The organism is Haloplanus aerogenes (assembly GCF_003856835.1).
Classification (GTDB): domain Archaea; phylum Halobacteriota; class Halobacteria; order Halobacteriales; family Haloferacaceae; genus Haloplanus; species Haloplanus aerogenes.
In genome coordinates this window covers 1033721-1059968 of record NZ_CP034145.1, presented here as the reverse complement: position 1 = coordinate 1059968, position 26248 = coordinate 1033721, and the positions used below count along the sequence as shown (strand labels likewise).

Genomic DNA, 26248 nt, shown 5'->3' with positions numbered 1-26248 from the left:
CTCGCCGTGACGGTCCAGCGAGAATCTCTGGACAGTCACGATAATCACTCTTAGCCGAGGACGGCTGCGAAGACCCGGTAGAGGCCGAAGCCGACGGCGATGGAACTGACGAGCGTGATGACCCAGAAGACGAGCGTCACCCCGATTTTCCGGCGGGAGACGCCCGCGGAGCCACCGGCGAGGCCGCCGCCGATGACGCCGGAGATGATGATGTTGTTGAAGGAGATGGGGATGCCGAGCGCGATGGCGAGTTGCGCGATGATGAAGCCGGGGACGAGCGCGGCGATGGAGCGTCTGATCCCCAGTTGGGCGTACTCGCGGGAGGTCGCTTGCAGGAGTCGCGGCGCACCCATCCACGCGCCAGCGAGGATGCCGGTCGCGCCGAGGGCCAGGAGGACGATGCCCGGCAGGCCGAGTTCGGTGCCGTAGAGGTTTTCGAGGGGGCCAGTGGCGAGGCCAACCTGACTGCCGCCGCTGGAGAAGGCGACGACGCTCCCGAGGACGACGAGGAAGGTTCGGATGCCGTCGTCGACCGATTCCTGCGTCCGCCGGCGGATGAACTGGAAACTCACCGCCGCGGCGACGATGGTCACGAGGACGACCACGGGATCGACCGTGCCGACGGTCGGCGCACCGACCCGTCGAGCGACGAAGCCAGCGACGGAACTCTGCGTGGCGTCGGGTGGCGAGGGGATGATCGCCAGTTGCACGTTGGCGACGATGCCGCCGACGACGGCCGCCAGTATCGGGACGCCGACGGTCTCGGGGATGTCGTCGCGGCGGAGGATCGTCGCGGTGAGGTAGGCCAGCCCGCCCGAGACTGGCGGGACGAGCGCCCAGAAGGTGGCGATGCGGCGGTAGGTGTCGACCACCGGATCGCCGCCGAGCGAGAGGCCGACGCCGACCATCGCGCCCGTCGTCGCGAAAGCGGCGGGGATGGGGTAGCCGGTGTAGACGCCGAGAGCCATGAAGCCGGTGGCGGTCAGGAGGCCGGCCGTCGCCGCCAGCGACGTGATCTGGACGCCGCCGACGAGGCCGGAGCCGACCGTCTCGGAGATGGACCCACCCTGTGTCAGGGCACCGAGCGCGGCGAGGATACCGATGAGGAAGGCGGCCCGCATCGTCGAGATGGCGTTGGCACCGATCGCCGGCGCGAAGGGTGGCGAGTTGCTGTTGGCACCGAGCGCCCACGCCGTGCCGAAACTGGTGAGCGTCGCCAGCACGACGAGCGCCCAGAACAGGACTCCGGCCACGTTCAGCCTCCACCACGGACGGGCGTAACGACCATAGCCGACTGATGCGTCGGCGCGCGAATAAACGTTCGCGCCGAGAGTACGACGCCCGGTAGCCGACCCGACGACGACCGTTCGCGTCGAACTCCCGTGTCACAACCGTTCGAGGCGACGCGAGAAACGATCACGCGGCTCCTCGTGTCGCCGGACGACCGCTGACCGGCACTACCCGTCACACGTTCTCGTCCACCCGGAACTCGAACCGTGCCCCGCCGTCACGGCCGTCCGTCACCGACACGGACCAGCCGTGTGCCTCGGCGATCTGTTCGACGATGGCGAGGCCGAAGCCGGTCCCTTCCTCGGCGGTCGTGAAGCCGTGTTCGAACACGTCCTCGCGTTCGTCTTCCGGAATTCCGGGACCGTCGTCCTCGACGGCGAAGCCTGCCGTGAAATCGAGCGGCTGTACCCGAACGTGGACGTCGTCGCCAGCGTGTTCGACTGCATCGCCGGCCTCTGTCCGGCTGCCCGTGGAGCCGTGCTCCACGCTGTTGCGAAACAGGTTGGCGAGCAACTCCCGCAGGCGGTCGGGATCGGCGTCGATCTCGATGTCCTCGACGCTGAGCGTCGCGGCCGGCGCGTCGATCTGTTCCCACGCGTCGGTTGCGACCGCTTCGATCGAGGTCGGTTCGGCCGCGAGCACGCGCTGTCCGTGTTCGGCCATCGCCAGCAAATCGTCGATCAACGCCTGCATCCGGTCGACGGTCGTGCCGATGTCGGTACAGAATCGACGGACTGACTCGGTGCCGACCGTCTCGTCTTCGGGATCGAGACGCGCCTCGAACTGCTTGAGTTCGGCGTCGAGGAGGGCAAGCGGGTTCCGCAGGTCGTGGGCAACCGTCTGCCCGTACTGCTTGAGTCGGTCGTTCTGGGCCTCTAGCTCCCGTTCGTACTCTTTGAGCGCGCTCACGTCGCGATTGATCGCGACGAAGCCCGTGATCGACCCCTCGTCGGTGATCGGTGCGATGGTCTGATCGACGACGTACCGCGTGCCGTCCTTGCGCTCGTTGATCACTTCGCCCTGCCAGACGTCGCCGGCGAGAATCGTCTCCCACAGGTTGCGGTAGAACGCGTCGTCGTGTTCGCCGGAGCGGAGCATCGCCGGTGTCCGGCCGATCGCCTCGGCAGCGGAGTAGCCGCTCATCGCTTCGAAGGCGTCGTTGACATACTCGATTATGCCGTCGGTGTCGGTGATGAGGACGCTGTGGCCGGCGTGTTCGACCGCGCTCCGGTACCGTTCGAGTTCCCGTTTCTGACGCTTGCGGTTGGTCGCGTCGCGGACGGTGTTCACCTGATAGGGCTCGCCGTCGATCTCGACGCGCGAAGTGACGATTTCCGCGGGTATCACCTCGCCGGAGTCGACGCGTTCGATGCGCGTATCGTAGATCCGGCGCTCGCCGGCGTCGAACGACGCCCAGTACCTCGAGAAGCGTCCGCGGTCGAGGTCTGGATCGAGGTCGGCCATGTGCCGTGTTCGGAGGTCGTCGCGGTCGGTGCCGAACAGTTCCGCGAGACGTTCGTTGACGTACGTGGCGTAGCCGTCGGCGGCGTAGGTGCCGATGCCGATACCAGCCTGATCGATCGCCTGCTTGAGGAAGGCGAGGTTCAGTTCGCGCTCCTTGCGCTCCGTGACGTTTCGATTGATCGCGACGAAGCCCGTGATCTCACCCTCGTCGTCGGTGATCGGCGCGATGGTCTGATCGATGATGTACTGCTCACCGTCCTTGCGTTGGTTGACGATCTCTCCTTCCCAGACCTCGCCGGACGAAATCGTCTCCCACAGGTTGCGATAGAACGGATCACCGTGCTGTCCGGACTGGAGCATCGACGGCCGCCGGCCGATCGCCTCGCTCGCCGCGTAGCCAGTGACCTCCTCGAAGGCGTCGTTGACGTAGGTGATCGTGCCGTCCGTGTCGGTGATCAACACGACGTGGCCGGCGTGTTCGACCGCACTCTGGAACTGCCGGCGCTGTCGCTCGCGCCGTTTCCGGGCGGTGATATCCTGAAGGATGCCGTCGAAGTACATGCCGTCGTCCGTCTCCGTGCGGATCGCAGTGATCGACACCCAGATCCGATTGCCATCGAGCGTCCGCTGTTGAAGTTCCACGTCCTGGACGAGGCCGTCGGACTCCAGTCGCTCGCGAAGCACAGTTCGATCGGCCTCGTCGAGGTAGAACTCGCGGGCCGTGTGATCGCGCAGGGCGTCGGCGGAGTCGGCGCCGTAGATGTCGGCGAGAGCGGCGTTGGCGTCGACGATGTCGCCGTCGGCGGCGACCCGATACACGCCCATGGGGAGGTTCTCGACGATGCGTTCGTAGCGCTTCTCGCGGACGAGACGATCGACGCGGCCGATGGCGTGGGCGATGTCGGTACCGAGTTCTGCCAGCACGTCCCGCTCCCGGTCGTCGAAGGTACCCGTTCGGTTCGCGTAGACGTTCAGGACGCCGTACAGTCGGTCCTCGTCGATCAGCGGGATGGCGGCACTGGCGCGATACCCCCGGTCGAGCGCGTCGTCGCGCCACGGATCGTAGTCCGCGTCGTCCGAGATGTTCTCGACGACGACGGGGGCGCGGGTCCGTATCGCCTGCCCGGTCGGCCCCTGTCCGGTCGCGCTCTCGTCGGCCGTGATCTCGACATCGTCCAGATACTGCGCCTCGATGCCGGCCGTCGCGCGCGGTTCGACGGTTCCCGTGTCGGCATCGTGGACGCCGATCCAGGCGAAGTGGTAGGGGCCGATATTGCTGATGACCTCGCAGACGCGGCGTTCGATCTCCGCCCGCGTCTCGGCGCGGACCAGTACCCGATTGATCTCCCTGACCAGCCGACAGAGGCGGTCGAACCGCTCCGCGCGTCGGGTCGCGCGGTACTGCTCGATGGCGTTTTCGATCCGGTTGGCGAGCAGTTCGAACGCCTCCGTTCCCGGGCGCTTCCGGAGGTAGTCGGTCACGCCGCGGGCGATGGCGTCGCTCGCGACTTGCTCGCTTCCCGTGCCGGTAAAGAGGATGAACGGGAGATCAGAATCGTTCTCGCGGACGGCCTCTAGCAACTCGAGACCATCCATCACGGGCATCTCGTAATCGGAGACGATACAGTCGAACGTGTCGTCGTCGAGGCGGTCGAGCGCGTCGCTCGCACTCGCCGCCGTTTCCACGTCGAGGTGTTCGCCTGTCCGTTCGAGATACTCCGCCGTCAGCGCTGCAAACTCGTCGTCGTCGTCGACGTGGAGGACGCGTCCCGACTCAACCGTCTCGCCCATAAACGGTGATATACCAAGCCTTCTAAATAGCTCCTGCCAATTCTCAGTGGCCGGTAACGTCTCGCGGAAAAGGCGAAGCGCGGGGAGTGGCTAGATCAGGGATCGACTTCGTCCGGGTCGACGCCCTCGTTGTTCATCCCGGACCCGTCGTTGTGGCGGCACTGCTCGGTGTAGAAGCCGAGGTCGAAGGTCGCAGAGTCACTCTGCACTTCGTTGCCGTGATCGATTGGGAGCCACCACTGGAAGGCGACGTAGTGGACGTCCGGCGCTTCGCTGTAGCAGTTCCGGCCCGTGCCGCCGCCGTCCGCGGCCGGTTCGTTGCCGGCGAGTGGCACACCGTTCCCCGTCGAGAGGGCATCCAACACGTCGCGGAGCGAGCCTTCGAGGAACACTTCCTCGCCGTCCTGGTGGACGTTGTCGCCAGCGATGTCTTCGTCGTACCACGCGCGGGCGCGGAGTTTGTCGACGAGTTCGCTCTCGTTCTCGGTTGGGGGTTCGGTCGAGAGGGTCTCACCACCGATGAGCACCCACGAATCGAGTTGCTGGTCGTTCTCGTCGGCGATCGCCAGTTTGAGCGTGTTCTCCTCGCCGGGGTTGACGTCGGCTTGAACCTGTAGCACGTCCGTGAAGCCGTCTGCCTCCGTCGCGAACGGCGTATCCGTGTCCGACGGGTCGTTGTTGTTGAACAGCGCTTGGTTCGTTATCTGATTGATGCTCTCGACGGAGACGGGTTCGCCGTTGATCAGGGCGACGTTCGTCTCTTCGGCCGTCCCGCTTCCAGGGTTGACGAAGAAGCCGAAGACGTCGCCGAAGACGTCGAAGTCGCCACCCGGTGCGTACTCGTTGTACTCGTCCGACCCAAAGACGAAGTTGAAGAAGATCTGATCCTCTCCTTCGGGCACTTCGAAGGTCAGTTCGAGCACCGCCGCGTCATTCGACACGTCGCCGGCCCCCGCGAGTTCCGTGAGGTCGGCGTCGCCGGGTTGGCCGTTCTCCGCACTGATTCCGTCGAGATTGTTGTCGGCGCCGCCCGCTGACTCTTCGAGGTTCGCCGCCGAACCGGAACTCAGGATGATCCCGTTGCCGATACCGAACGGGTCCGTCCCGCCGGTGAACGTCCCGTTCGCGTTCGGGGCACCGGTGTACGTGGCGTTCGTGATATTGACGTTGCCGTCGGGAGAGACGAGCGTGCTCGCGAGATCCATCGCCGAAACGTCTGGCGTGACGGTGAACGGCCCGTTGCTGGTGATGCTCCCGGTGCCGCCACCGGTATCGTCGCCCCCGCCCGCGGTGTCGCCCTCGTCGGGGTCGTCGGCTTCGGGTTCGGTGAGGCCGTTCTCTGCCTCGTCGACGAGGCGGCCGTTCATCCAGAGGAGGGCGGGGTTGTCACAGGCGGTGAAGTCGAAGGTGACCTCGCCGAAGTCGCCGGGTTTCACGTCGTCGACGGTGATGACTGGCGCTTCCATGTCGTCGTCGCCGACGTCGGCGAGGGCCTCACAGGGGTCCTCTTCGGACCCCAGCCCACCTTCGGGGAACTGCTCCTGTCGGGTGGCGTCCATGAACGCCGTGCGGTCCGAGAAGACGAGTTCGATGGGGCGCCCGTTCGGATCGGCCGCCGGCAGCGAGAGGTCGGGCGTCTCGCCGTCCTCGGGCATTCTGGCGTAGTCCGTCTCCTCGCCCATCCAGTCCGAATAGTGCTCGTCCCAGCTCACCTTGAGGTCGAGTTCGCCGGCGACGAGGGCGTTATTCTCGAACGATTCCTGATCGCTGAAGTACGCGCTCGTTCCGAGGCCGGCGCCGGCCGACGCCGCGCCGATGGTGCCGAGCGCGGCCAGCGTCTTGCGCCGCGAGATGTTGAAGTCGTCTTGCATCGTATGCCACTCCCCTCTCGGGGACGCCCACCGGTGGAGTCGAACCACCGTCCACTACCCACGGATAGGTGTCAGTTCACATACACTCCCCCTCCATAGCTAATCGCTACTTTACCGGGTTTAATCCACTATTTTCTCGGCTAATGGCCGATTATCGGGATTCGTGTACGTTGAGTAACTTCATTCGCAGGGCGGTTCCGCGTCCGCGATTCGGCACCGCCGACTACGCGTCGTCGGCGCCCGTCGCGCGCAGGTACTCCTCCAGTAGCGTCGGGAACTGGCCGCCGCGGACGTACCGGAGGCCAAACTCGTCGGCCCAAGAGATGATGCCGCGGTCTTCGGTCACGACGCCAGCGTCGAGTTCGCGCGCGAGGACGAGCAGGTCGAAGTCCTCGCGGGAGTCGAGGACGCCCTGTCGGAGCGCACGGCGGTACTTGTCGCGCATGTTGGAGAGGACGCGGTCGGCGGCAGTCATGTACTCGTTCGGATCGTCGGCGGTCATGTCGTCGGGGCCGAGCTGTTCCACCTCACGGATCGCCTCCTCCGAGACGCGGAGACCGCGATCGACCCGGTCGCTCATCTCGTCGATGAAGTCGTAGACGATGTTCGCCGGAATGGTCACGCCGTAGCGGTCCGGACTCTTGCGCACGACCCACGTGTCCAGCCGCGAGAACACCTCCTCGTCCACGTCGCGGTCCCGGAGCATCGCGGCGAGTTCGTCGTGGATCGAGGGCGGCATATAACACGAGATGTTGAGCTCCAGCCGGGCCGTCGCCACGAGGTCGAGCAAGCGGCGGATAGCGGCCTCCAACGATTCGTCCTCCTGCCGGATCTCCTCCGTGATGAACAGGGACGTGTCGAGGACGAACCGCTGGCGTGGAAGCGAACCGGACATACGCCCTCGTACGGCGGTGGGGCACAAAAGGTGTCCCGCCGATCCGGGGGACCCTCCCCGTTCCTTTTCACCGTGACCGCCGTCGGGGGCGTATGGACGAACGGGCGCTGTACGACCGGCTGGGATCGACGGCGTCGACACCGTCTGGAAGTTGAGACTGGTCGTCTCAATGCATACGCGTTGGGACTGTTGTTGGTAAGAAAACAGAATCGACTCATCAACCGGGCTCATGCAGTGTATCTCTGATCTAGCACCGGTGAGCTATTCCTCCCGCTAGAGAATGTCCCCTCCGTTTATCCTGACATCTCACGTACTCGTACGTATGGGAGAACTCGAAACTGAAGCCGAGAAAACGCGGTCCGAAATCGCATCGTATCTCCGCGAACTAGCCGAGCAACTCGACGGCGACGACGCTGTGACGCTCGAACTCGGTGGGAAGCAGGTTCAGTTGGACCCGACGAACCCGGTGACGTTCAAGCTTGAAGGCGAGTCGGACTGGTCTGAAGGGGATACCGAGGCAAAACAGAGTATCGAGTTCGAGCTCGTCTGGTGGCGTGAGGCCCAGACGGCAGAAGAAGGAACGTTGGATATCACTACGGAGGGTCAGTAACACCTATTCAGTCCCTGACCTCTCCTATGTACGACCAGATCCTCTTTCCCACAGATGGGAGCGAGCCAGCAGCATCGGTCCTCGACTATGCCCTCCAGATAGCCGCCGAACACGAGGCAACGATCCACGTCCTCAATGTCGTAGACACCAGCCAAGACAGCCTTAGCGGAATGCAAGACGATGTGGATGACGTTCTGGAGCAGGAAGGAACAGAGATCGTGAACGAAGCAGCACAGCGCGCGACAGAACGCGGCATCACCGTGGTCTCGGAGGTACTCCACGGTGACCCCTACGAGGTGATTGTCGAGTATAGTACGCAGTCAGCCATCGGGTTGATCGTGATGCCCACCCACGGACGGCGTGGATTGCAGCGGTTTCTCCTGGGAAGCGTTACAGAGCGCGTTATCAACACCGCAGACGTCCCGGTGATCGCAGTCAATCCCAGGACCCAATCACTCACCTATCCGTGTCAAGAGCTTCTGGTTCCCACGGACGGCAGCCGTGGTTCGGAACTCGCGGTATCCGAAGGCGTTGCCCTCGCAAACGCAACTGGTGCCACGCTTCATTTACTCCACGTTGTCGAGACAGGAAGCCTCGGTCCGGATGTTCGCTCTCTGGTGAACGATGAGGAACTCACCACCCGAGCGGACGAGATCATCGCAGACGCCATTGAGACCGCAGAGGCGGCGACCGTCGATCGCATCGAGAGTGAAATCGAAGTCGGTGTCCCGTCCAAAGAGATCCGGAACTACATCGATACACACGAGATCGACTTCACGATCCTCGGCACGCACGGCACGACCGATTTCAGCCGCTACATGATGGGTGGAGTAAGTGCGAAGATCGTCCGAACGTCGCCAGTTCCGGTGATGTGGGTTCGGGAGCTGGACTCGAGTGGTGAGCGAGACGCCTCTGCCGGTGGGTGACAAGCCACTTGAGAGTGATGCCCGTAGGTACTCACACTGTACATGTACGAGGACATTCTGCTCCCGTTCGATGGAAGCGATGGGGCTGCGGAGGCATTGCATCACACTGCCGAGATCGCACACTGGGCCGACGCCACGATCCACGTCCTGTTCGTCGCGGATACGACACGCGATAGTGTCACGGTCGTCGAAACCGAGGTCGTTGACGCCCTTATCCAGGAGGGCGAGGACATCGTCGAGGAAGCAGAAAAGACACTGGATGCACTCGGTGCCGACTACGATTCCGACGTCGTCCAGGGGCATCCAGCGCCGACGATCGTCGAGTACGCCGAGCGATACGAGTACGACGTGATCGTGATGCCGACCCACGGTCGGGAGGGGGTGTCACGATACCTCCTCGGAAGCGTCACGGAGAAGGTCGTCCGTCTGTCTTCCGTCCCTGTCCTCACAGCGCGGATGCAGCCCGACGAACAACTGGTGTTCCCCTACGAGAACATTCTCATACCGACCGACGGGAGTGCCGGTGCGGCCCATGCTGCCGAGTATGGCCTCTCACTTGCAGCGGCTCTCGATGCGACTGTTCACGTGCTGTCTGTCGTCGACGATACGTCGCTGGGTCTGGACGTTCGCTCCACGATTTCGGGACATGAACGTGAACAGGTTGCGACCGACGCCGTGGACGACGTCGTGTCCGAGGCGGAGACACGCGGCGTATCGAACACGGTCCGGCACGTCGAACACGGATCCCCTATCGAGCTAATACTCGGGACCATCGACTCGAACGATATCCACGCCGTCGTGATGGGGACGACAGGGAGACGCGGGAGCGATCGAATCCTTCTCGGGAGTGTCGCCGAGAAGACCGTCCGCTCTGCACCAGTTCCAGTCATCACGGTTGGACACAGGGAGTAGCGGTTCTGGGAGATGGCCCGTGGCTATCGAACTCCTGTGCATGCGTCCCTACTGGTTCGTGAGAGCTACTTCCGCTACGTTACCGAAGAGCGCGCGAGTAAATCACCCAGCAATCAAAATAACAAATTCAGATCATCTTCCTGAAGCCGTGCAAGATACAACGCGCGTGTCCGGTATCGCAGTAGTCCATCGATTCGCTTTCATGCGAATCTCATTCTCTGCCGGTCGAGGGTCTCTGGACCTCCAACCGGCTACCATAATCCCGATCAGTCTACCACTGAATCATCCTCTTCACGTTCGTGAACCCAGACCGTCGAAATTCGGGTCCCCTCAACGCTCGTCACCTCAATGACGTACCCGTCGACCTCAACGCGATCGCCACGTTCTGGCGCACGGTTGAGTTGCTCGAGTACCAGTCCACCGATCGTTTCGACCTCTTCACTTGTGAAATCTCCCTCGATCATGTCGTTGATTTTCGATAACGGGACGCTGCCGTCGATGTCGTACCCCTCATCGCCACGCCGGCGAATCGAGGGCTCACGCTCGTCCATATCAAACTCATCCCGGAGGTCTCCAACGAGCGCCTCGACGACGTCTTCAACCGTTGCAATCCCCTCGAATGCCCCCCACTCGTCGATAACTGCGGCCATTTGCTGTTGATCTTCCCTGAACTGCCTCAGGAGATCGCTCAGTGCCATCGTCTCAGGAGCGATGACAATTTCGCGGGCGATGTCGCCGACTATCTCGGCGTCACCGTCCTCCACCTCCGCTCGGAGCACGTCCTTGACATCTACGAATCCGATCACTTGGTCGCTGTCGTCGGCATCAAGAACTGGATAGCGCGTATGACCAGCCTCAAGGACGATCGACTGAAGGTCGGAGAGCGAGGCATCGGCGGGAACGCTCACCACGTCCGGTCGTGGAACCATGACCTCCCGCACCACGACGTCGTCGAGGTCGAAGACCCGCTCGATCATCTTCACCTCTGCAACGTCGATGTCTCCTTCCTCGCCGGATCGAGTCAGCACCCGAAGGAGCTCCCGCTCGCCGAGCGTCTCGTCCGTTTCGGAGGCGGGTGGCACGCCGAGTGCTCGCGTGAATGCGTTGGCAGCCCCGTTGAAGACGACGATTCCTGGATAGAGGATGTAATAGAAGACCTTCATCGGCGGGGCGAGGAACAGGGAGAGTCGCTCGGTCTGGGCGATTGCGAGCGTCTTCGGCGCGAGTTCACCGAAGACGACGTGGAGGAACGTGATGATACTGAAGCCGATTGCGAAAGCGACGAGATGGATGAGACCCGCCGGGAGAATCGGTTCCAGTACGGGTTCGATGAGCGCAGCCACGGCGGGTTCGCCGACCCACCCCAACCCGAGCGAGGCGATGGTAATGCCGAGTTGCGTCGTCGCGAGATAGTCGTCAAGGCTCACCATCACTTCTTGGAGCGTCCCCGCGCCGGGGCGTCCCTCCTCAGCAAGTTGTTCGACCGATGTCCCTCGTATCCGTACGAAGGCGAACTCTGCAGCGACAAAAAAGCCGTTCAACACCACCAGAGCCAGCGCAAGGACGACTTGCGCCAGCGAGAGCGCGACATTTACCATCGGTGGGGCTGGGAGCTGGGTTTGCTCGACTGTCGTGTGTCCATATGGGTGCCTCTCGTTCCATCTACTAAAATTATTTAAAACAACTTCAAAGCGAGCTGACTGTTGTGAGTATCGAATCAGTCCTGTATATCTCCTCACCGAGACTGCCCTGTTGAACAACTGCTGAACTCACTCTCCGAGGACACTATAAGAAGGGTTGAGAGGGAGATTTGCCCCTGATATTCGGCGGCAGAGGATTTAATTCTCATACCTCAATTCGGAATCAATATTTTTAACGCGCCCTCACTCTCTAAGTCTTGCATCCTGTTTCTGTCAGAGGTTGGTACTACCGCCCGATTGATGAGGAGAAACACTCGCAAGGAGGGAGTTGAAGCTACACTGAGATACAGCACCGTCTTCATCAGGTGTACGCTGTTCTGTTGCCGGCCCACGGGTCCAAAGCAACTCCTTGTGACTAGTTCTATGACACCCCGAAGAGGAGGTCGTGGAGATTCCGTCGGCATTGGACTCGTACGGCCAGTTCACTGGGGGACGCTCTTTCGTTCCCGGAGTTTGATGTCGAGCGGGTCTTCGATCTCACCCATCACTGCTTCGAGGGCGTCCGTCGCGGTGATCAGTCCCACGACGTTCTCCTCGTCTTCATCATACACGAGCGCGAGCTCCTGGTGCTCGTCCTGAAACTGGTCGACGGCATCGCTGATGAGCGTGTCTGCTCGAAGCGTCATCTGTGGAACGGCGATATCCTCGAACGTGACCTCGCCACGCCGGAGTTCGTCGATCTGATCGACAACTGCAGGGACGTAGACAACCCCTCGATAATCGGCTGGATCGCCACCAATCAAGGGAAATCGCGTGTGCAGGCTTGTTCCGATTCGATCGAAATTTTCCTGGGCGGAGACGGCTGTCGAGAGAAAAATAATGTCCTCACGATCGGTCATGATGTCGCTGACGGGCCGTTCGCCGACAGTGAAGGCGTTCAGGATTTCTTCTTGCCGTTCCTCAGAAAGGTTCCCCCGGTCGAGCAAGGTCCCGAGGCGGTGGCGGAGGTCCGCCCGCGATTCGACCCGATCGGTTTCGGTTTCTAGCCAGGCACTGGTCATCTCGACACCGAACAGCCAGAGCGTCCATTTGGCGACGCTGTCTCCGAGCACGATGACCGGGTAGAGCAGTTTGGCAAACCAGTACAGCGGTGTCGCGCCGTACCGAACGACGAACTTCGTCCGCTCGACCCCGAGATACGTGGGGGTCTGTTCACCGTGGGTCAGGTGGAGCAGATTGATGATGACAAACGCGAGGATGCCACCCGCTCCAATCGACGTGAGCAGCGTATTCTCGAACACTGGATCGATCAACGAAGCCAGGACAGGTTCCGCGACGATGCCGACGGCGATACTCGTCGCAGAGATGCCGACCTGACAGCTCGTAAGATATATTTCGAGGTCCTGTGTCATCTCCCAGGCTCGCTCGAGTCCCGGGATGTCGAACTCGGATTTGGGATACTGTCGCACGCGAGTGAGCGCGAACTCAATCGCAACGAAGAATCCGTTCGCGAGGATGAGTAAAACACCGCTGAGTAGGCGGAGCGTTAGTTCGAGACCATTCATCTAGGCGACGAAAGCGACGAACGTGTCGGGATAATCACCGCCGACGACCTGACCGAACTACTCGCCGACGAAAACCAGCAGCCGGCGTCGGTCATCCGAGCGCAACGGCCCGCATACTACATTCAGCCTTGAACCGAAGACGGGGCTACAAATCTATGTCGTGCTCGAACATCGTGTTTTTATGTCAACTACGAGATAGGGTGAATGATGTCAGAATTACGTCGCGAACTCGGACTCCTCGAAGCCGTCGTCTACGGCGTTGGCCTGATTCTCGGGGCTGGCATTTACGCGATTCTCGGCGAGGCAACTGGCGTGACCGGCGGCTCGATCGTGATTTCGTTTCTGCTGGCCGCCCTGATCGCGTCATTAACGGGACTGAGCTATGCCGAGCTCGCCTCGCTGTTCCCGAAAGCGGAAGGTGATTATATCTACGTTCACGAGGCGTTCGACCGCAAACTCATTTCAGACATGACAGCGCTCGGCCGCCTGTTCATGGGCGTCATCTCGTCCGCAGCGGTGGCATTGGCCTTCTCGGGCTATCTCTCTGCCTTCGTTGATGTTCCATCGATCCCAATCGCCATTCTCCTCGTCGTCGTTATGACCGGTATCAACTTCTGGGGCATCGACCTCTCCACCAAAATAAACGTCCTCTTCACCGGGATCGAGGTCGCCGGACTGGTGATAATCATCTGGATCGCGAGTGGTTCATGGGGTAACGCCGAGATCCTCCACGCCCCGAACGGCGCATTCGGCGTCATCCACGCGGGGTTTCTGATTTTCTTCGCCTATCTCGGCTTCGGATCGATCGTAAACCTGTCCGAAGAGACCGAGGATGCGACTGTGACGATCCCACGTGCGATTATCTTCTCTATCGGTATCACGACACTCCTGTACGTACTCGTTGGGTTATCGGCGGTCGCGCTGGTTGACTGGCGCGTCTTGGGCCGTTCGGCGTCGCCGCTGGCAGAGGTTGCCCGGGTCGGCTGGGGACCACTCGGGTCAACAGTGCTCGGCGCAATCGCTCTCTTCTCGACGACAAACACTGTACTCATCCTCCAGATCTCGACCTCGCGTCTGTTCTACGGCGTGTCGAAATCGGAGTACCACGTGTTCCCGGAGATGTTCTCTCGCGTGCACTCGTCCCGTCAAACACCACATTATGCAGTGGTGGTAGTCGGACTCATCACGATTCCTTTCATTTTCCTCGGCGATATCGGACTCGTGGCAGGATTGGCCAATCTCATGCTATTGGTCGTCTTCGTGCTGGTGAATGCCGCGTTGCTGAAACTCCGGTATTCACGACCAGATCTGGAACGGGGATTTCGAACGCCGCTTAACGTCGGCCAACTGTCGATCACGGCGGTTGCAGGGCTTCTTTCGTCTCTTGGGCTGATCGCGTTCTACGTACTCACGTGGTAGCGTGACTCTTGATTCGAACGGCCACTCCGGAGACCCCGTCTACGGGAAGTACAGTAGTGCTTGATGGTCACGAATGCATGAACCGCTCCCCATCAACCCGCGAATCAGTCGAGTCACAGGAGTAGATTACCCCGCGGCCATAAACGCGTCTTCAACAGTAGACGCGGTCCAGTACTGGGCAATAGCTGCTACAGGGTCGCCTTGATTCCGACGAAGGACCCGCCGCCGTACCCTTCTTCGATCGGTTCGGGCTCGTCGATCTCGTCGGGCCAGTGGTAGATGGTCTGCACGAACTCGAACTCCGAGAACCCCGCAGCGTCGAGCGCATCGACGAGTTCGTCAGTCGAGACGAACACGGCCTCCCGATAGAACGGGTTCTCCGACTTCGTCTCCTGATAGATCTGACCGACTGGGCTGTCCTTGTCGATATAGCCGATGACGAGCGATCCGTCCGGACGCAGCACTCGCCGGGCTTCAGCCAGTGTCTGGGGGATGTCGTCGACGAAACAGATCGTCGTGACGATCAGCGCAGTGTCGAACGTTCCGTCTCTGAACGGCAGGGATTCAGCGACGCCTTTGACGACGTCGATCCCCCGCTCGCGGGCCCGAATCAGCATGTCGTCGGCAGGATCAAGTCCCACCTGCATCCCGAGCGGGGACGCGAACCGGGCGCTGCCGACGCCGATCTCGATCCCGAATCCTGGCTGTGGGATCAGTCGCTGGAGAGCTTCGACTTCGGACTGGTAGGTGTCTTCATGTGTGTCGAACCAACTCTCATATTGGTCGGTGTATCGTTCGAAGGGTGCGGATTTGGGCATGGTATTCGTTCACGCGGTCTCCCCTTACGAGTACTGGAGATCGCTTGACGCATTCTGAGGCAGGGGTTGCCACCGATTGCGATAGAGAGTAGTCAGTATCTCTGTTGTGGCAATTCTCGTGAGTATTCGGCTACAGTTATTCTCTGCGCACCATGAGAACGGGAACCGGAGAGTGGCGGACCACACGTTCAGCGACACTTCCCATCACGAAGCGATCGATGCCAGTCCGGCCCTGCGTTCCCATCACGATGAGATCGATCCCCTGCATCGCACTATACTCCAGAATCTCTTGAGGTGGAACCCCTTCAACGACCTCTGTGACGACGGTGAGCCCGGCTTGAGTCCCTGCCACCTCGAGGTCCCGTACTGCCTTTCGCCCTTCGCGCTGGAGCGATTCGAGAAGCGGACCGGATCGTGACACTCGCGTATCGACCACGTACAGGGCATGAACCGTGGCTTCGTACTGTTGTGCGATTTCGAGTCCGTGTTCGATAGCTTCCTGCGCTCCCGGGCTTCCATCCGTGGGGATCAGGATATCGGAGTACATGCTGTCCACTTAGTCGTGTGAGGGAATCAACCCTGTTCCACGGGGACCACCACGTAGAGTTTCGAGGCTCGATTACGACGGAGTAGATTAACCGTAAAATGAGGCGCTCCGATCGATTGACGACACAGTCCAAGAGGAGTTCGACCTCGGGACGCGCCGCTAGACGAAACAGAAGGAGGGGTCCCGTCGGAGCGTATACGAGAAGTCCCTGCGAGAGGTTAAACGAGTCGTCCGGCGATAAGGAGATTGAGACGCTGAAGCGGTGGATCATTCAGTTCATTCGGGAGAATGAACGCTTCCCATCCGGTCGAGAAACCCACGCGAAAGTATATCTCCACGACGCTGTTGAAGCCCTCTAGATTTGACATTCAGAAGAGCAGTTCCTCACGCGAGTTTTCGCGGATCCGGTGAGAATCTGGCTCCTCATCAAATCGCCAGACGTAAAGAGGGTTCAACAAAGTCCTCTCCACGGATTCGTCCCCCCGGTTCTGATCTATCCCGTTTTATTCGCTATTCGAGGCTGGTGACTCGGATCTCCTGTCTGTCACGGTTACGCCCCCCGAAAGCAACTGCGCGGATGGGGGAGCGAGCGTAATATCTTCCTCATCGAAGTGCCGTTTCACTAATCGGCGGAAGTCAGAGCGAAGCGTCAGTATATTTATGTGTCTCGGATTTTCGGTCCAGAATTCTGCTTGTATCGTGATTGCATTCTCCCCGAGTTTGACGATACGTGTATTCGGCGCTGGATCACCAAGAACCGATTCGAGGTTCGTGGCGATCTGTTGTAACTCCAACAGGGCCCGCTCGGTGTCCTCGTAATAGGCGACGTATACCTGTTCTGTCAGTCGATACCTGTTCCGACCGTAGGGCCGGGTGATCGCGTTGGTTGTGAGTTCAGTATTAGGGACCGAGATCGTTTCGTGGTTCGGTGTCCGGATACGGGTGACACGAAAATCGACTGCTTCGACAGTACCTTCTCCGCCCGGCCACTCGATCCAGTCGCCGACGTTAAAGTCCGGATCAGCGACGAGGAACATCCCACTGATAAGCGACCCGAACACTTGCTGGCCAGCGATGCCGAGGGCGAAGGTGAGGGCGGCGATGATGACCGCTGACTCGGAGAGTATCCGTCCGTAGCCAGCGGCGATGATACCCGTTAGCGTGGCGAATCCGATCAGAACGACCCGAAGGTACGTTTTTGTTGCTGTCTCAATTGTTGGGTTATTGCGATTACGCGATCTGACGACTTGGGTCGCGAGTGGAACGAGAAAAACCTGGCTTATGAGATACACGACGCCGAATCCCACGATGAACCAGAACAATTCCGACAACACCTGCTCGTACGCCGCTAGGATGTCTATCAACCACTTGGGTGGAGAAACCTGGCCGATCATATTCCCCGTGTCGGAGCAGACCGATAAAAAGCCTCATCGCTGGCCGCTCACGTCGTGTTAGTTAGGATAAAGGGGTACTGTCAGTGTGCATGACTCCTGGCCTCGACCGGATCCCGTTCAGTTGCTGATTCTGGCAGTAAGGGCGGATATCCCCTCTTCCCAGGTGGACGGAAAGCCAGAATGAGGACGACAGCACGTCAAACGCTCGCTCCGTCCCTATTGTTTGACAATCCACTGGCTGGAAAGGCTACACAATGGTCGATCCTACAACTGGTCCTCTTGCGGAGACCATCTTCCATCTCCTGCTCGCAACTGGCCTCGGCGCACTCATCGGTCTGGAACGGGAGCAAAGCGAGTCGGGCGGATCGTTCGCCGGGAGTCGGACGTTTCCGCTGATCGCGCTCTATGGGGCGCTCGTTCAGGCCTTCTTCCCGTCAGTCCTTCCACTCGCCGTGGGAACGCTCGTCGTGCCACTCACCGTTGCCTACGTCGGGAAGATCTGGTACGAGGGTGATATCGGCCTGACGACGCTCGTGGCCGCCCTCGTCACAGTCATCCTCGGTGCAATGGCGATGCATTCCGACCGCGGCGCGATCATCGCGATCATCGTCGGCGGCGCCATCACAGTACTGCTCTCCGTGAAAGATCCGATACACGAATTCGCCAATCGGATCGAAGAAAGCGAACGGCGTGCGTCGGCGAAGTTCATCCTCGTCGTCCTCGTCGTCCTCCCAGCGCTCCCCGACCGATCGCTTGACGTCCTCTATGGCCTCAATCCGAGATTCATCTGGTTGATGGTCGTCTTCGTCACTGGTCTCGGATTCGTGGCGTACGTCCTCGGACAAACGCTCGCCCCCGAACGAGGGATCGCCCTCACGGGGATCGTCGGTGGGTTCGTCTCGTCCACGGCGACGACGGTCTCGATGGCAGAGAAGACGACCCAGAACGCGACGCTCTATCACGTCTGCGCCTTCGCGGTCGTCACCGCCTCTATCGTGATGTTCCCCCGAGCACTCATCGAGATCGCGGTCGTCAACCCCGACTTACTCTCGAGCGTCGCACTACCACTGGGAGCGATGACTGTCGTCGGCGCTGTCGCTGCCGGGGTGTTGTACTGGCTGACTGCGTCCGACGAGGCGGTCGAACCGGACGAGCTCAAGAACCCGTTTCGCCTGCGGCCGGCCCTCCTCTTCGGGGTCATATTCGCGGCCGTGTTGCTCGTCTCCGAATACGCCAACGAGTGGTTCGGGGCATCGGGCGTGTACGCGACCGCGTTCTTCTCCGGACTCGCCGACGTCGACGCGATGACGATCACGCTGAGTCAACTCGCCGCGGAGGGAACAGTCTCGACAGAGGTTGCCACGACGGGAATCGTCATCGCGGCCATCGCAAACACCTTCGTCAAAGCGGCGTTGGCATGGGTTCTCGACACTCACAGACTGGTCCCGACTCGTGTCGATTGTACTCGGTGTCGTCGTCCTGAGCGGTCTGGCTTTTCTCGTCGTGTGAACTGCCCTCTGACCCGCGGACGTTCACGTCGAACGTCATCTCGCAACTTGCGGGAGACAACTCCGTCCCCAGGAGCGAGCATCTGGACCCTGGAGAGAACCCAAATGCTATGTAATCATCCGAGCAATCCTCAGAGACAATGAATAAATGAGTGCTGTCTTCTTCTCCTTCTCTTTGAGCACTGGATGGCCACTACAGCTACTCCCTGTGCAGCTTCCGGTTTCGCTCGACGTGGTCGTCGTGCTGGCGATCATCGCCGTCGTCTTCGTCCTCTTCGTTACCCAGCCGGTACCGATCGACGCCACCGCGGTCGGCCTCGTGGTCACACTCGCCCTCCTCGGCGAGTGGACCGGTGTGTCGCCGGAGCAGGCGGTCTCAGGATTCTCGAACCCCGCGACGCTCACCGTCTTGGCGATGTTCGTCCTGAGCGAAGGCGTCCGACGGACCGGCGTTATCCAGATCCTCACGCGGAAACTGATCGCGTTCGCCGGGGACAACGAGTTCCGGCAGTTGCTCGCCACGGTCACGCTCTCCGGGCCGCCGGGCGGGGTCGTCAGCAACGTCTCGGTCGTCGCCGTGTTGATACCGGCGATAATGAACCTCGCCCGGCAAACGAAGACGTCGCCCTCGAAGCTCCTGATACCACTGTCGTTCGCCTCGATGCTCGGCGGCATGCTCACCGTCGTCGGGACGATAACGAACCTCCTGGCGAGCGAGGTGTGGGTTCAGGTCGGCGGTCCCGACGCACAGCCGTTCGCGCTACTCGAGTTCACGCACTTGGGCGCGATCGTCTTGCTCGTGGGGATCGTGTACCTGCTCACCGTCGGTCGATACCTCACTCCAGCACGGATCGAGCCGGCGGAGTCGCCCACCGACGCGTTCGGTATGACCGACTACCTCACTGATGTCGTCGTCATGGAGGACTCGCCGCTCGTCGGTTCCCGGGTCGGGGAATTAGGCGAGGAGGACCTTGACCTCGACGTGTTCCAGATCGTTCGTGGCAACCGGACGCTCGCCCACGGACTCGGATCGGAACGGGTCCAGGCCGGCGATGTCCTCTCCGTCAGGGCCGACCAAGAAACCCTTCAGGAGGTCATCGAGCAGGGCCACCTGCAGCTGTTACCGGAGCTCATGGAGGCGGCCACGGAGGACGATGCGTCCCTCCCGCCCGGCTTCTCGCCACGGCGTCACGGCTGGGAGCCGCCCGACGCGGAGCCCAGCGACTCTCTCGCCGAGGACGAGGGGTCTAGCGAAGACACGGAGGAAGACGGCAACGAGACGGCCGAGGAGGCTCCCGACGAGGAGATCGAACTCACCGAAGTCGTGCTACTGCCCGGGCCCTGGTCGAGTCGGCGCAGCGGTGTCGCGGACTTCGAGCGGGACTACGACGTGACAGTACTGGCGATCCGGCGCGGCGACGAGGTGATCCGCCAGCGCCTCCGAGAGGTCCGGTTGCAGGCCGGTGACGTCATCCTCGTCCAGGCGTCCGACCAAGTGCTCGATCGCATCGCGAGGGACACGAACGTCGCCATCGCGGGCGAGGACAGGTGGGAGGAGTTCGATCGGTCGAAGATCCCCATCGCGCTGGGGATCCTCGCTGGCGCCCTCGGACTCGCGGCACTCGACATCCTCACGCTCATGGTGAGTGCGCTCACGGGCGTCGCGGCGATGTTCTTCACCGGCATCCTCACACCCGAGGAGGCGTACGAGGCCGTCGACTGGGAAGTGATTTTCATGGTGGCGGGTGTCATTCCACTCGGCATCGCGGTCGAGGCGTCCGGGACGGCGGCCCTCATCGCCGACCTTGTCGTTTCCGTCAGCGTTCTCCTTCCCGTGATCGCGGTCCTGGGAGTGTTCTACCTGGGGACCGCGGTCATCACGGAGATGGTCAGCAACTCCGCCAGCGTCGTGTTGCTGCTGCCGATCGGGGTCGAAGTTGCCGGCCAACTCGGCGTCAACCCCTTCGCGTTCGTGATGGCCGTGACCTTCGCCGCCAGCACACCGTTACTGACTCCTGTCGGCTACCAGACGAACCTGATGGTCTACGGGCCGGGTGGCTACAAATTCACGGATTTCGCACGCGTCGGCGCCCCGTTACAACTGATACTAACTGTCGTGACGACGGCCGGCATCGCATTCTTCTGGGGACTGTGACGACACCGGGACTCCGATCCGTACTGGCCACCGGTGTCCTGCGCTGCAGCCGCCCCCCTACGAGTCTCTCACCCACCAATGAGGGGTCGGATCAATCTGCTTTCCGTTCGTTTTGGCCGGCGAGCCCGTTCATGAGAGTTTAGCGTGGGACAAGAACCAGCTGAATCACGTGTAGTTCCGCGTCAAACCGATCGGCGAGTGACACAGCTGCTTCAGCTGCGATCGACGAGGCTTCACTGCCGTCAGTCGGTAGTAGAACGCGTTGGAATATGACTGCTATCTAACTGGGCTATTGGACGTTGTTGAGATAACCGGTTACCCTACCCCCGGCACTACCCCGGTTCTTGAACGGTTAGGTATCGAACCTGTACAGCTACGTTGCGACCTGCAATCTCATCAATACGGGTGTTCAACCGATCTCCCAGTTCTGGCGGGATTTCTCCTCGAGGAGCACCGATCAAGATGGTTACCTTGGAGGGACGCTGGGCGAGGAGATTCTCCGAATATTCGAACTGGACCTCGAGTAGAACGAACTCTGAATAAACCGGTTCATCGAGAATTGATCGGATATCATTTTGAATCGATTGCTCGGAAGTGGCAGTCTGATACGAAGAGAACGTAACAGTTCCAAGGAATGCAGAAAGGATCAGAATGCTAATCAGGAGAACGCCGACGCGTTTGACGAATGTCTTTCTGGTCTGCTCGATACGGAACCATTTCTCAGGCCGGTATCCCATATACCAGAGCACAAGGAGTGCAGCGAGATTGATCGACAGAAGGTTAACGAGGAGCAACACGCCGGAGCCCACGGCGAGTGCCGTATTCCCCCATGCGATGGCGATACCGACCGTCGCCGCGGGAGGGACGAGTGCCACTGCGATCATGACGCCAACTAGTGCTGATGAAACCCCCGAAGCAAGGCTAATCACTCCAGCGGCACCGGATCCGAGGGCAACCACGAGTGACAGGACATCCGGCCGAAATCGTTCCCGGATTTGCGAGATAGACAGAATATCCAATCCAGGTGGGACGAGATTCCCAGTTCTGATGAGTATCGCAAACAGAGCTGCACTCACGATCGTGAGTGTGGCCCCGATGATCTGCAGCTTGACACCATCTCTAAAGAGGTCGCGATCCCGAAACACAGTGCCGACACTTGTGGCCATTGCGGGGCCGATAAGTGGTGCGATCACCATAGACCCGACGACGACCGCAGCAGAATCCAGAAGCAGTCCTGCCGTCGCAATAATCGCACTCACGATAGTCATGGCAGCATATATCGGCAAGGACGCAGGAACGAGATCGTCAGCAGCGCTTTGGAGTTCTTCGCGTGCGATCTGCTCTGGACTGTCTTCGTCTTCCGTAAATCGATCCTTGATTTGGTCGTAATTTCGTGAAACGACGGTTTGCGTCTCGACCGTCACCGTAATCGCATCGTCGTTTATGCCCGTTTCCCGGAGACGATCCAGAATGGGTTCGACAGCATTCGTCGGAAGCGGAAAATGAACGGCACAGGTGTATTCGCGGTTGCTCGTCTCATCAGTGAGCGTATAACTGATTCCTTCGTCGTCCAAAACGTCGAGAACAGCGTCCCGCTTCCCTGCAGGGACAGTCACAAAAACGAGCCGAGCCATGAGTATTAGAATTCACCCGAACCCGATAAATGGTCTCCCGTCTGGTGGTACCTCCCAACGATATCAAAGGATAGTGACTGTTCTGAGCCGAATCTGGCGTTGGACAACGGGATCGAACACACATTCATGACGGGAAATCTCCCTCTCACGGCGTAACCTTTGTGCGCCTGCCATGAGGCTGTAGAGACAGAATACTGTGGATTCGAACATCGACAAGATACGGACACGAGGGCGTGAATCCGGCCCGTTAGTCGTTGGCGCTTTCGTCTCTTTGCTACTGTTCCTGTTCGCGGTCCAGTTGCTGGGTGCGTCCACAGCGGCCGCGGCCGCTCCGCTCGAACGGTTCTTCAGGCGATACGTCGCCGGGAATGGGCAAGCCCTGGGTGCAAGCTGGCTCGCCACGTACGTACTCACCAACGGGTCAGTGATAGCGGCCCTGTCCGTCTCGCTGTTCAAGACCGGGATCCTCACGGCCTCACAGCTGTTCCTGATGCTCGCTGGCTCACGCCTCGGGGGCGCCGCTATCGTCCTCCTGATCGGGGCTCTGGACTACTTCCAGAAGCGGCGCTATTCGTTCAGCGAGGCGACCGAGTTAGGGGTGCTAACGTTCCTCCTGTCCCACTCGATTTATGTGCCGGCGACCGTCCTCGGATATCTCCTGTTGCCGAGACTCCAGACGGGATTCGGAGCCGTCAGTAACCGAATCGAACTCTCGTTTCACCCGCTGGCGGCTTTTAATCCAGCGACGGGAGCCGTCGTCGATACCGTCGGCGTGGGTCTGGCACTCGTGGTAGCCGTTCTCGTGCTGTTCGGCAGCCTCACACTCTTCGACCGGGTGCTCAAACGGATCGACACCGAATGGCTCCGCAAGCGGTTCTTTCGTCGATTTCAGCACAAGTGGACTTCGTTCGGACTCGGTGTCCTCATTACCGGCGTGACGACCAGCGTTGCGTTCTCGCTGGGGGTGGTCGTCCCCCTCTACAATCGTAACTACATCAAACGGCAGGAGATCGTTCCCTACGTTCTGGGGGCGAATGTCGGCACCTTCTTCGACACGATCGTCATCGCCGTGCTTCTGGAATCCCCACAAGGCGTGGCTATCGTGCTCTCACTCGTGGCCGTCGGAACGATCATAACGGTCGGAACACTGGTTCGATTCTCGACGTACTTCCAAGCTGTCGAGACAATCCAAACCCGACTCGTTACTGATCGTCGATACCTGGCCGGGTTTCTCATCTCGTTGATTGTCCTCCCGATACTTCTGGTCCTGATCCCGATCTAATTCTGCGGCCGAGACAGTCTGTTCTATCGGGAGAGGTCTGCCCATACGGGTCGCCCCCTTTCCGCAGGCTCAGTTGCCCCCGCGCCTATATGTGGCTTTGACACGCATCTCTACGTATGGCCTCCGTCGACGAGGTGCTCGTTGCGTACGATGGGACCCCGCTCTCGGAGAAGGCGCTGGCGCACGCGCTCGACGTGTACTCGGATGCGTCGATCACCGTCCTCCACGTGATCGATTACATCGAAGAGAGCTACACCGCGAAAGCACTGGTTGGGGACGAAACGCTCCGAAAACGAGCCCAGGACCGGTCGGAAGACCTGCTCACCGAAGCCGAGGCGAAAGCAGACGAGCACGACCAGATAGTTAAGACGGCAAGCGAGGTTGGCAAGGCCGCAGACGAGATCCTCGAGTACGCGGACACACACGGCATCGACGTGATCGTCATCGGAAGCCACGGACGCTCGGGTGTCGCTCGAATGCTCATGGGTTCGGTCGCTGAAACGGTGATGAAGCGTGCATCAGTGCCTGTGACTGTCGTCAGGTGACCGCAAACTGTGCCCCCAGATTCGCCCCTGAAACGGCGAATCGCCAACTCCAAAATTTCGAGGTCGAGTTCGTTGGCCTTCTCCTCGATGAGTTCTTCGAGACGGTCGCGCACCTCACCCTCAAGCACCGATTTGCGGTACTTCGGACACCAGATAAAGTGGTACCGGAGTTTGTGGACGTTGGTACGCTCCCTGTCGAACCCACGAGGCATCGGCAGTATATAGAAGTCATTCCCTGAAGATGTGGTCGCGTTAAGTTAGAGGATGAGGCGTTCGAGTTCTGAGTGTCTATGGCAGAATCCGAACGCCTCAGCAAGTGTATCGAGTGGATCGACTTGTCGTTTGTGGAGCGAGATCGGACTCCCGAGTGGGCGATTCAAGTGGGCATCCGGTGTCATCTCGCAGATATGTCAACGAGGGATGCCAGTCAGTTTCTCGATGAGTTGGGAGTCCAACGCAGTCACATCGCGGTTCACAACTGGGTTCACAAGGCCAAGCTACAGCCGGTTTCGACGGTGAGTGCGGATCAGCTTGCGGTCGACGAGAAAGTGATCCGCATCAACGGCGACGACTACTGGCTGTACGGTGCCGTCGATCCCCAAACGAACGAAATCCTCCATTTCAGGCTGTTTCCAGCGACAACGAAACAGACGACGCGATGGTTTCTGACCGAACTTCATCGACGATATCGGCTAGATGGCGTCGAATTTCTCGTCGATGACGCCGATTACTTGGTGAACGTCCTCGACGAAGACGGGTACCGATTCCAGATGATTTCACACGGGAATCGGAATGCCATCGAACGTGTCTTTTGGGAGATAGAACGACGAACCTCATCGTTCGCAACTAGTTTCAGCCATGTCGAACCGCAGACAGCAGAATCGTGGCTCAAAGCCCTCGCCGTCCGGCACAACTCACGCCAAAGTTAACGCGACCCCGAGGACGAGCCCTAGCGATAGAGGGGAGCGCTCTCGATCTGGCTGGTGGGCGAGTATTTTCGATAACTCATCAGTATCGAACCGACCTGTTGATTTTTGCATTTCCTCATCGTATTGACAACGATGCGCCGGATTCCAGATCTCAAGTCGATCACAACAGAGGACGAGTACATCCACGTCCGGTATCGGGAGCCTGACCAGTTCGATCAAATTCGGACACCAGACTGGGCGGACCGTGTCTCTGATTCCGTCTCGGAGGGGAGCGAGGTGCGGATGGGGAAGCGGAAAGACACAGATGATTGGATAGTCCAGTCTGTGTTGATCAAGAAAAACGTGGGTGAAGAAAAAGCCCGTGAGCAAGCCGACAAAATTATCAGAGAGATCGAGTCGTGATCGGGTGCTTCGTCAGTCGTGGTTGTTGAACCCGACTGGGAGACCCACCCAGAACATCTCTGGCGGATTGAGATCGCACAGAAATACCACCAAGCGGAGATGCTACCTCGGAATCGGAAACAGGACAATGCTACATACAAGACAGGGTATCTCTATTCTCGCCGGGTACCTCCACAAATTATCGATTCACCATAGAGGACTGCTTTCATTCGATTTCTAACCCGCCACCGCTTTCGGCGTTTCCGGCTTCGCCATCTTCAGCCCACTCTATCTCGAACTCAATACTCAGCTCACCAGGACTATCGGTCGGTCCTTCGCGCTCGGCTTTCACCTCGAACGTCGGTTGGGCAGGGGGTGTCATCGTCACCGACTGCTCGCCGGTGGTCAGGGTGATGTCGCCGCCAGCATCGAGTTTGTCTGCGACTCGACGAAGATACGACGCAATCTCCGCTCGACTCTGGGACCCCTCTGACTGAAAGAGGACTTCTTCGGGCATACGGTATCTCGTAGGGCACACAGACGGATAAGTGGGGCTGTGGCCGACTGGCTTCGATTCGAGTCCGATTGATCCTGGCAGTCGCTAGCAGTAAAAGTGATCTAAATCTGTGATGATGTCGAATCTTTTTGTCATTGCTCGACAAATTCACAGTT

General features: G+C 60.1%; 21 protein-coding genes and 3 pseudogenes. 11 read left to right on the top strand and 13 right to left on the bottom strand.

The genetic code is table 11. From position 1 onward, the window contains the following. Positions 1 to 50: 50 nt before the first annotated feature. From DU502_RS05430 to DU502_RS05415, 4 genes are all read right to left on the bottom strand, one after another. On the bottom strand, positions 51 to 1253 hold the full coding sequence (locus DU502_RS05430; RefSeq protein WP_121920991.1) for an inorganic phosphate transporter: 1203 nt from the start codon (positions 1251 to 1253) through the stop codon (positions 51 to 53). A gap of 211 nt (positions 1254 to 1464) precedes the next feature. Continuing rightward, positions 1465 to 4545 (bottom strand): PAS domain S-box protein, encoded by a 3081-nt coding sequence (locus DU502_RS05425; protein WP_121920992.1) that lies wholly within the window; start codon positions 4543 to 4545, stop codon positions 1465 to 1467. 95 nt (positions 4546 to 4640) lie between these two features. After that, positions 4641 to 6416 carry a choice-of-anchor L domain-containing protein gene (locus DU502_RS05420; RefSeq protein WP_124897029.1) on the bottom strand — a complete coding sequence of 592 codons (1776 nt, stop codon included), beginning with the start codon at positions 6414 to 6416 and terminating at the stop codon, positions 4641 to 4643. Between the two features lie 223 nt (positions 6417 to 6639). Continuing rightward, positions 6640 to 7311: an RNA ligase partner protein gene (locus tag DU502_RS05415; RefSeq protein ID WP_121920994.1), complete on the bottom strand. Its 672-nt coding sequence runs from the start codon at positions 7309 to 7311 to the stop codon at positions 6640 to 6642. 322 nt (positions 7312 to 7633) lie between these two features. On the opposite strand from DU502_RS05415, the gene DU502_RS05410 reads away from it, so the two are divergent. Genes DU502_RS05410 through DU502_RS05400 form a run of 3 tightly spaced genes read left to right on the top strand, consistent with a single transcriptional unit; the run spans position 7634 to position 9759 of the window. Continuing rightward, complete coding sequence (locus DU502_RS05410) at positions 7634 to 7921, top strand: amphi-Trp domain-containing protein (protein ID WP_121920995.1); 288 nt, start codon at positions 7634 to 7636, stop codon at positions 7919 to 7921. A gap of 26 nt (positions 7922 to 7947) precedes the next feature. Continuing rightward, positions 7948 to 8847, top strand: a complete 900-nt coding sequence (locus tag DU502_RS05405; RefSeq protein ID WP_121920996.1) for a universal stress protein — start codon at positions 7948 to 7950, stop codon at positions 8845 to 8847. 42 nt (positions 8848 to 8889) lie between these two features. Further along, the gene (locus DU502_RS05400; RefSeq protein WP_121920997.1) at positions 8890 to 9759 is read left to right on the top strand and encodes a universal stress protein; all 870 of its coding nucleotides are present in this window, start codon (positions 8890 to 8892) and stop codon (positions 9757 to 9759) included. A 266-nt stretch (positions 9760 to 10025) separates the two neighbouring features. On the opposite strand, the gene DU502_RS05395 is transcribed toward DU502_RS05400, so the two are convergent. After that, positions 10026 to 11357: a hemolysin family protein gene (locus tag DU502_RS05395; protein WP_121920998.1), complete on the bottom strand. Its 1332-nt coding sequence runs from the start codon at positions 11355 to 11357 to the stop codon at positions 10026 to 10028. Positions 11358 to 11881: 524 nt separating this feature from the next. Next, a complete protein-coding gene (locus DU502_RS05390; protein WP_121920999.1) occupies positions 11882 to 12964 on the bottom strand; it encodes a CNNM domain-containing protein in 1083 nt (360 codons plus the stop codon). 9 nt (positions 12965 to 12973) lie between these two features. On the opposite strand from DU502_RS05390, the pseudogene DU502_RS19055 reads away from it, so the two are divergent. Both DU502_RS19055 and DU502_RS05385 read left to right on the top strand, forming a co-directional pair. Next, positions 12974 to 13096: pseudogene (locus DU502_RS19055) on the top strand (CBS domain-containing protein); the annotation flags it as partial. Between the two features lie 75 nt (positions 13097 to 13171). Next, positions 13172 to 14383, top strand: a complete 1212-nt coding sequence (locus DU502_RS05385) for an APC family permease (protein ID WP_158601176.1) — start codon at positions 13172 to 13174, stop codon at positions 14381 to 14383. Between the two features lie 188 nt (positions 14384 to 14571). Here DU502_RS05385 and DU502_RS05380 read toward each other — a convergent pair whose 3' ends face one another. The 3 genes from DU502_RS05380 to DU502_RS05370 form a co-directional block, all read right to left on the bottom strand. After that, a complete protein-coding gene (locus DU502_RS05380; RefSeq protein ID WP_121921001.1) occupies positions 14572 to 15201 on the bottom strand; it encodes a class I SAM-dependent methyltransferase in 630 nt (209 codons plus the stop codon). 136 nt (positions 15202 to 15337) lie between these two features. Then, positions 15338 to 15748 carry a universal stress protein gene (locus tag DU502_RS05375; protein ID WP_121921002.1) on the bottom strand — a complete coding sequence of 137 codons (411 nt, stop codon included), beginning with the start codon at positions 15746 to 15748 and terminating at the stop codon, positions 15338 to 15340. A 503-nt stretch (positions 15749 to 16251) separates the two neighbouring features. After that, the gene (locus DU502_RS05370) at positions 16252 to 17142 is read right to left on the bottom strand and encodes a mechanosensitive ion channel family protein (RefSeq protein ID WP_121921003.1); all 891 of its coding nucleotides are present in this window, start codon (positions 17140 to 17142) and stop codon (positions 16252 to 16254) included. 254 nt (positions 17143 to 17396) lie between these two features. Here DU502_RS05370 and DU502_RS05365 point away from each other — a divergent pair. Together DU502_RS05365 and DU502_RS05360 are read left to right on the top strand one after the other, a co-directional pair. Then, positions 17397 to 18651 (top strand): annotated as a pseudogene (locus DU502_RS05365) (MgtC/SapB family protein). Positions 18652 to 18798: 147 nt separating this feature from the next. Continuing rightward, positions 18799 to 20805: an SLC13 family permease gene (locus DU502_RS05360; RefSeq protein ID WP_121921004.1), complete on the top strand. Its 2007-nt coding sequence runs from the start codon at positions 18799 to 18801 to the stop codon at positions 20803 to 20805. A 139-nt stretch (positions 20806 to 20944) separates the two neighbouring features. Here the strand turns inward: DU502_RS05360 and DU502_RS18850 are convergent, their stop codons facing one another. Next, positions 20945 to 21076: a universal stress protein gene (locus DU502_RS18850; RefSeq protein ID WP_121921029.1), complete on the bottom strand. Its 132-nt coding sequence runs from the start codon at positions 21074 to 21076 to the stop codon at positions 20945 to 20947. A gap of 61 nt (positions 21077 to 21137) precedes the next feature. Further along, on the bottom strand, positions 21138 to 22439 hold the full coding sequence (locus DU502_RS05350) for a TIGR00341 family protein (protein WP_121921005.1): 1302 nt from the start codon (positions 22437 to 22439) through the stop codon (positions 21138 to 21140). A 196-nt stretch (positions 22440 to 22635) separates the two neighbouring features. Here DU502_RS05350 and DU502_RS05345 point away from each other — a divergent pair, with 196 nt between their 5' ends. Next, a complete protein-coding gene (locus DU502_RS05345) occupies positions 22636 to 23721 on the top strand; it encodes a sodium:phosphate symporter (protein ID WP_241966816.1) in 1086 nt (361 codons plus the stop codon). Positions 23722 to 23837: 116 nt separating this feature from the next. Further along, positions 23838 to 24266, top strand: a complete 429-nt coding sequence (locus DU502_RS05340; protein WP_121921006.1) for a universal stress protein — start codon at positions 23838 to 23840, stop codon at positions 24264 to 24266. A 35-nt stretch (positions 24267 to 24301) separates the two neighbouring features. On the opposite strand, the pseudogene DU502_RS05335 reads toward DU502_RS05340, so the two are convergent. Next, positions 24302 to 24478 (bottom strand): annotated as a pseudogene (locus DU502_RS05335) (transposase); the annotation flags it as partial. A 78-nt stretch (positions 24479 to 24556) separates the two neighbouring features. On the opposite strand from DU502_RS05335, the gene DU502_RS05330 reads away from it, so the two are divergent. Then, positions 24557 to 25195 (top strand): IS6 family transposase, encoded by a 639-nt coding sequence (locus DU502_RS05330; RefSeq protein ID WP_124897028.1) that lies wholly within the window; start codon positions 24557 to 24559, stop codon positions 25193 to 25195. Between the two features lie 132 nt (positions 25196 to 25327). After that, complete coding sequence (locus tag DU502_RS05325) at positions 25328 to 25597, top strand: hypothetical protein (protein WP_121922100.1); 270 nt, start codon at positions 25328 to 25330, stop codon at positions 25595 to 25597. Positions 25598 to 25802: 205 nt separating this feature from the next. Here DU502_RS05325 and DU502_RS05320 read toward each other — a convergent pair whose 3' ends face one another. Next, on the bottom strand, positions 25803 to 26093 hold the full coding sequence (locus tag DU502_RS05320) for an amphi-Trp domain-containing protein (protein ID WP_121922099.1): 291 nt from the start codon (positions 26091 to 26093) through the stop codon (positions 25803 to 25805). Between the last annotated feature and the right edge of the window lie 155 nt (positions 26094 to 26248).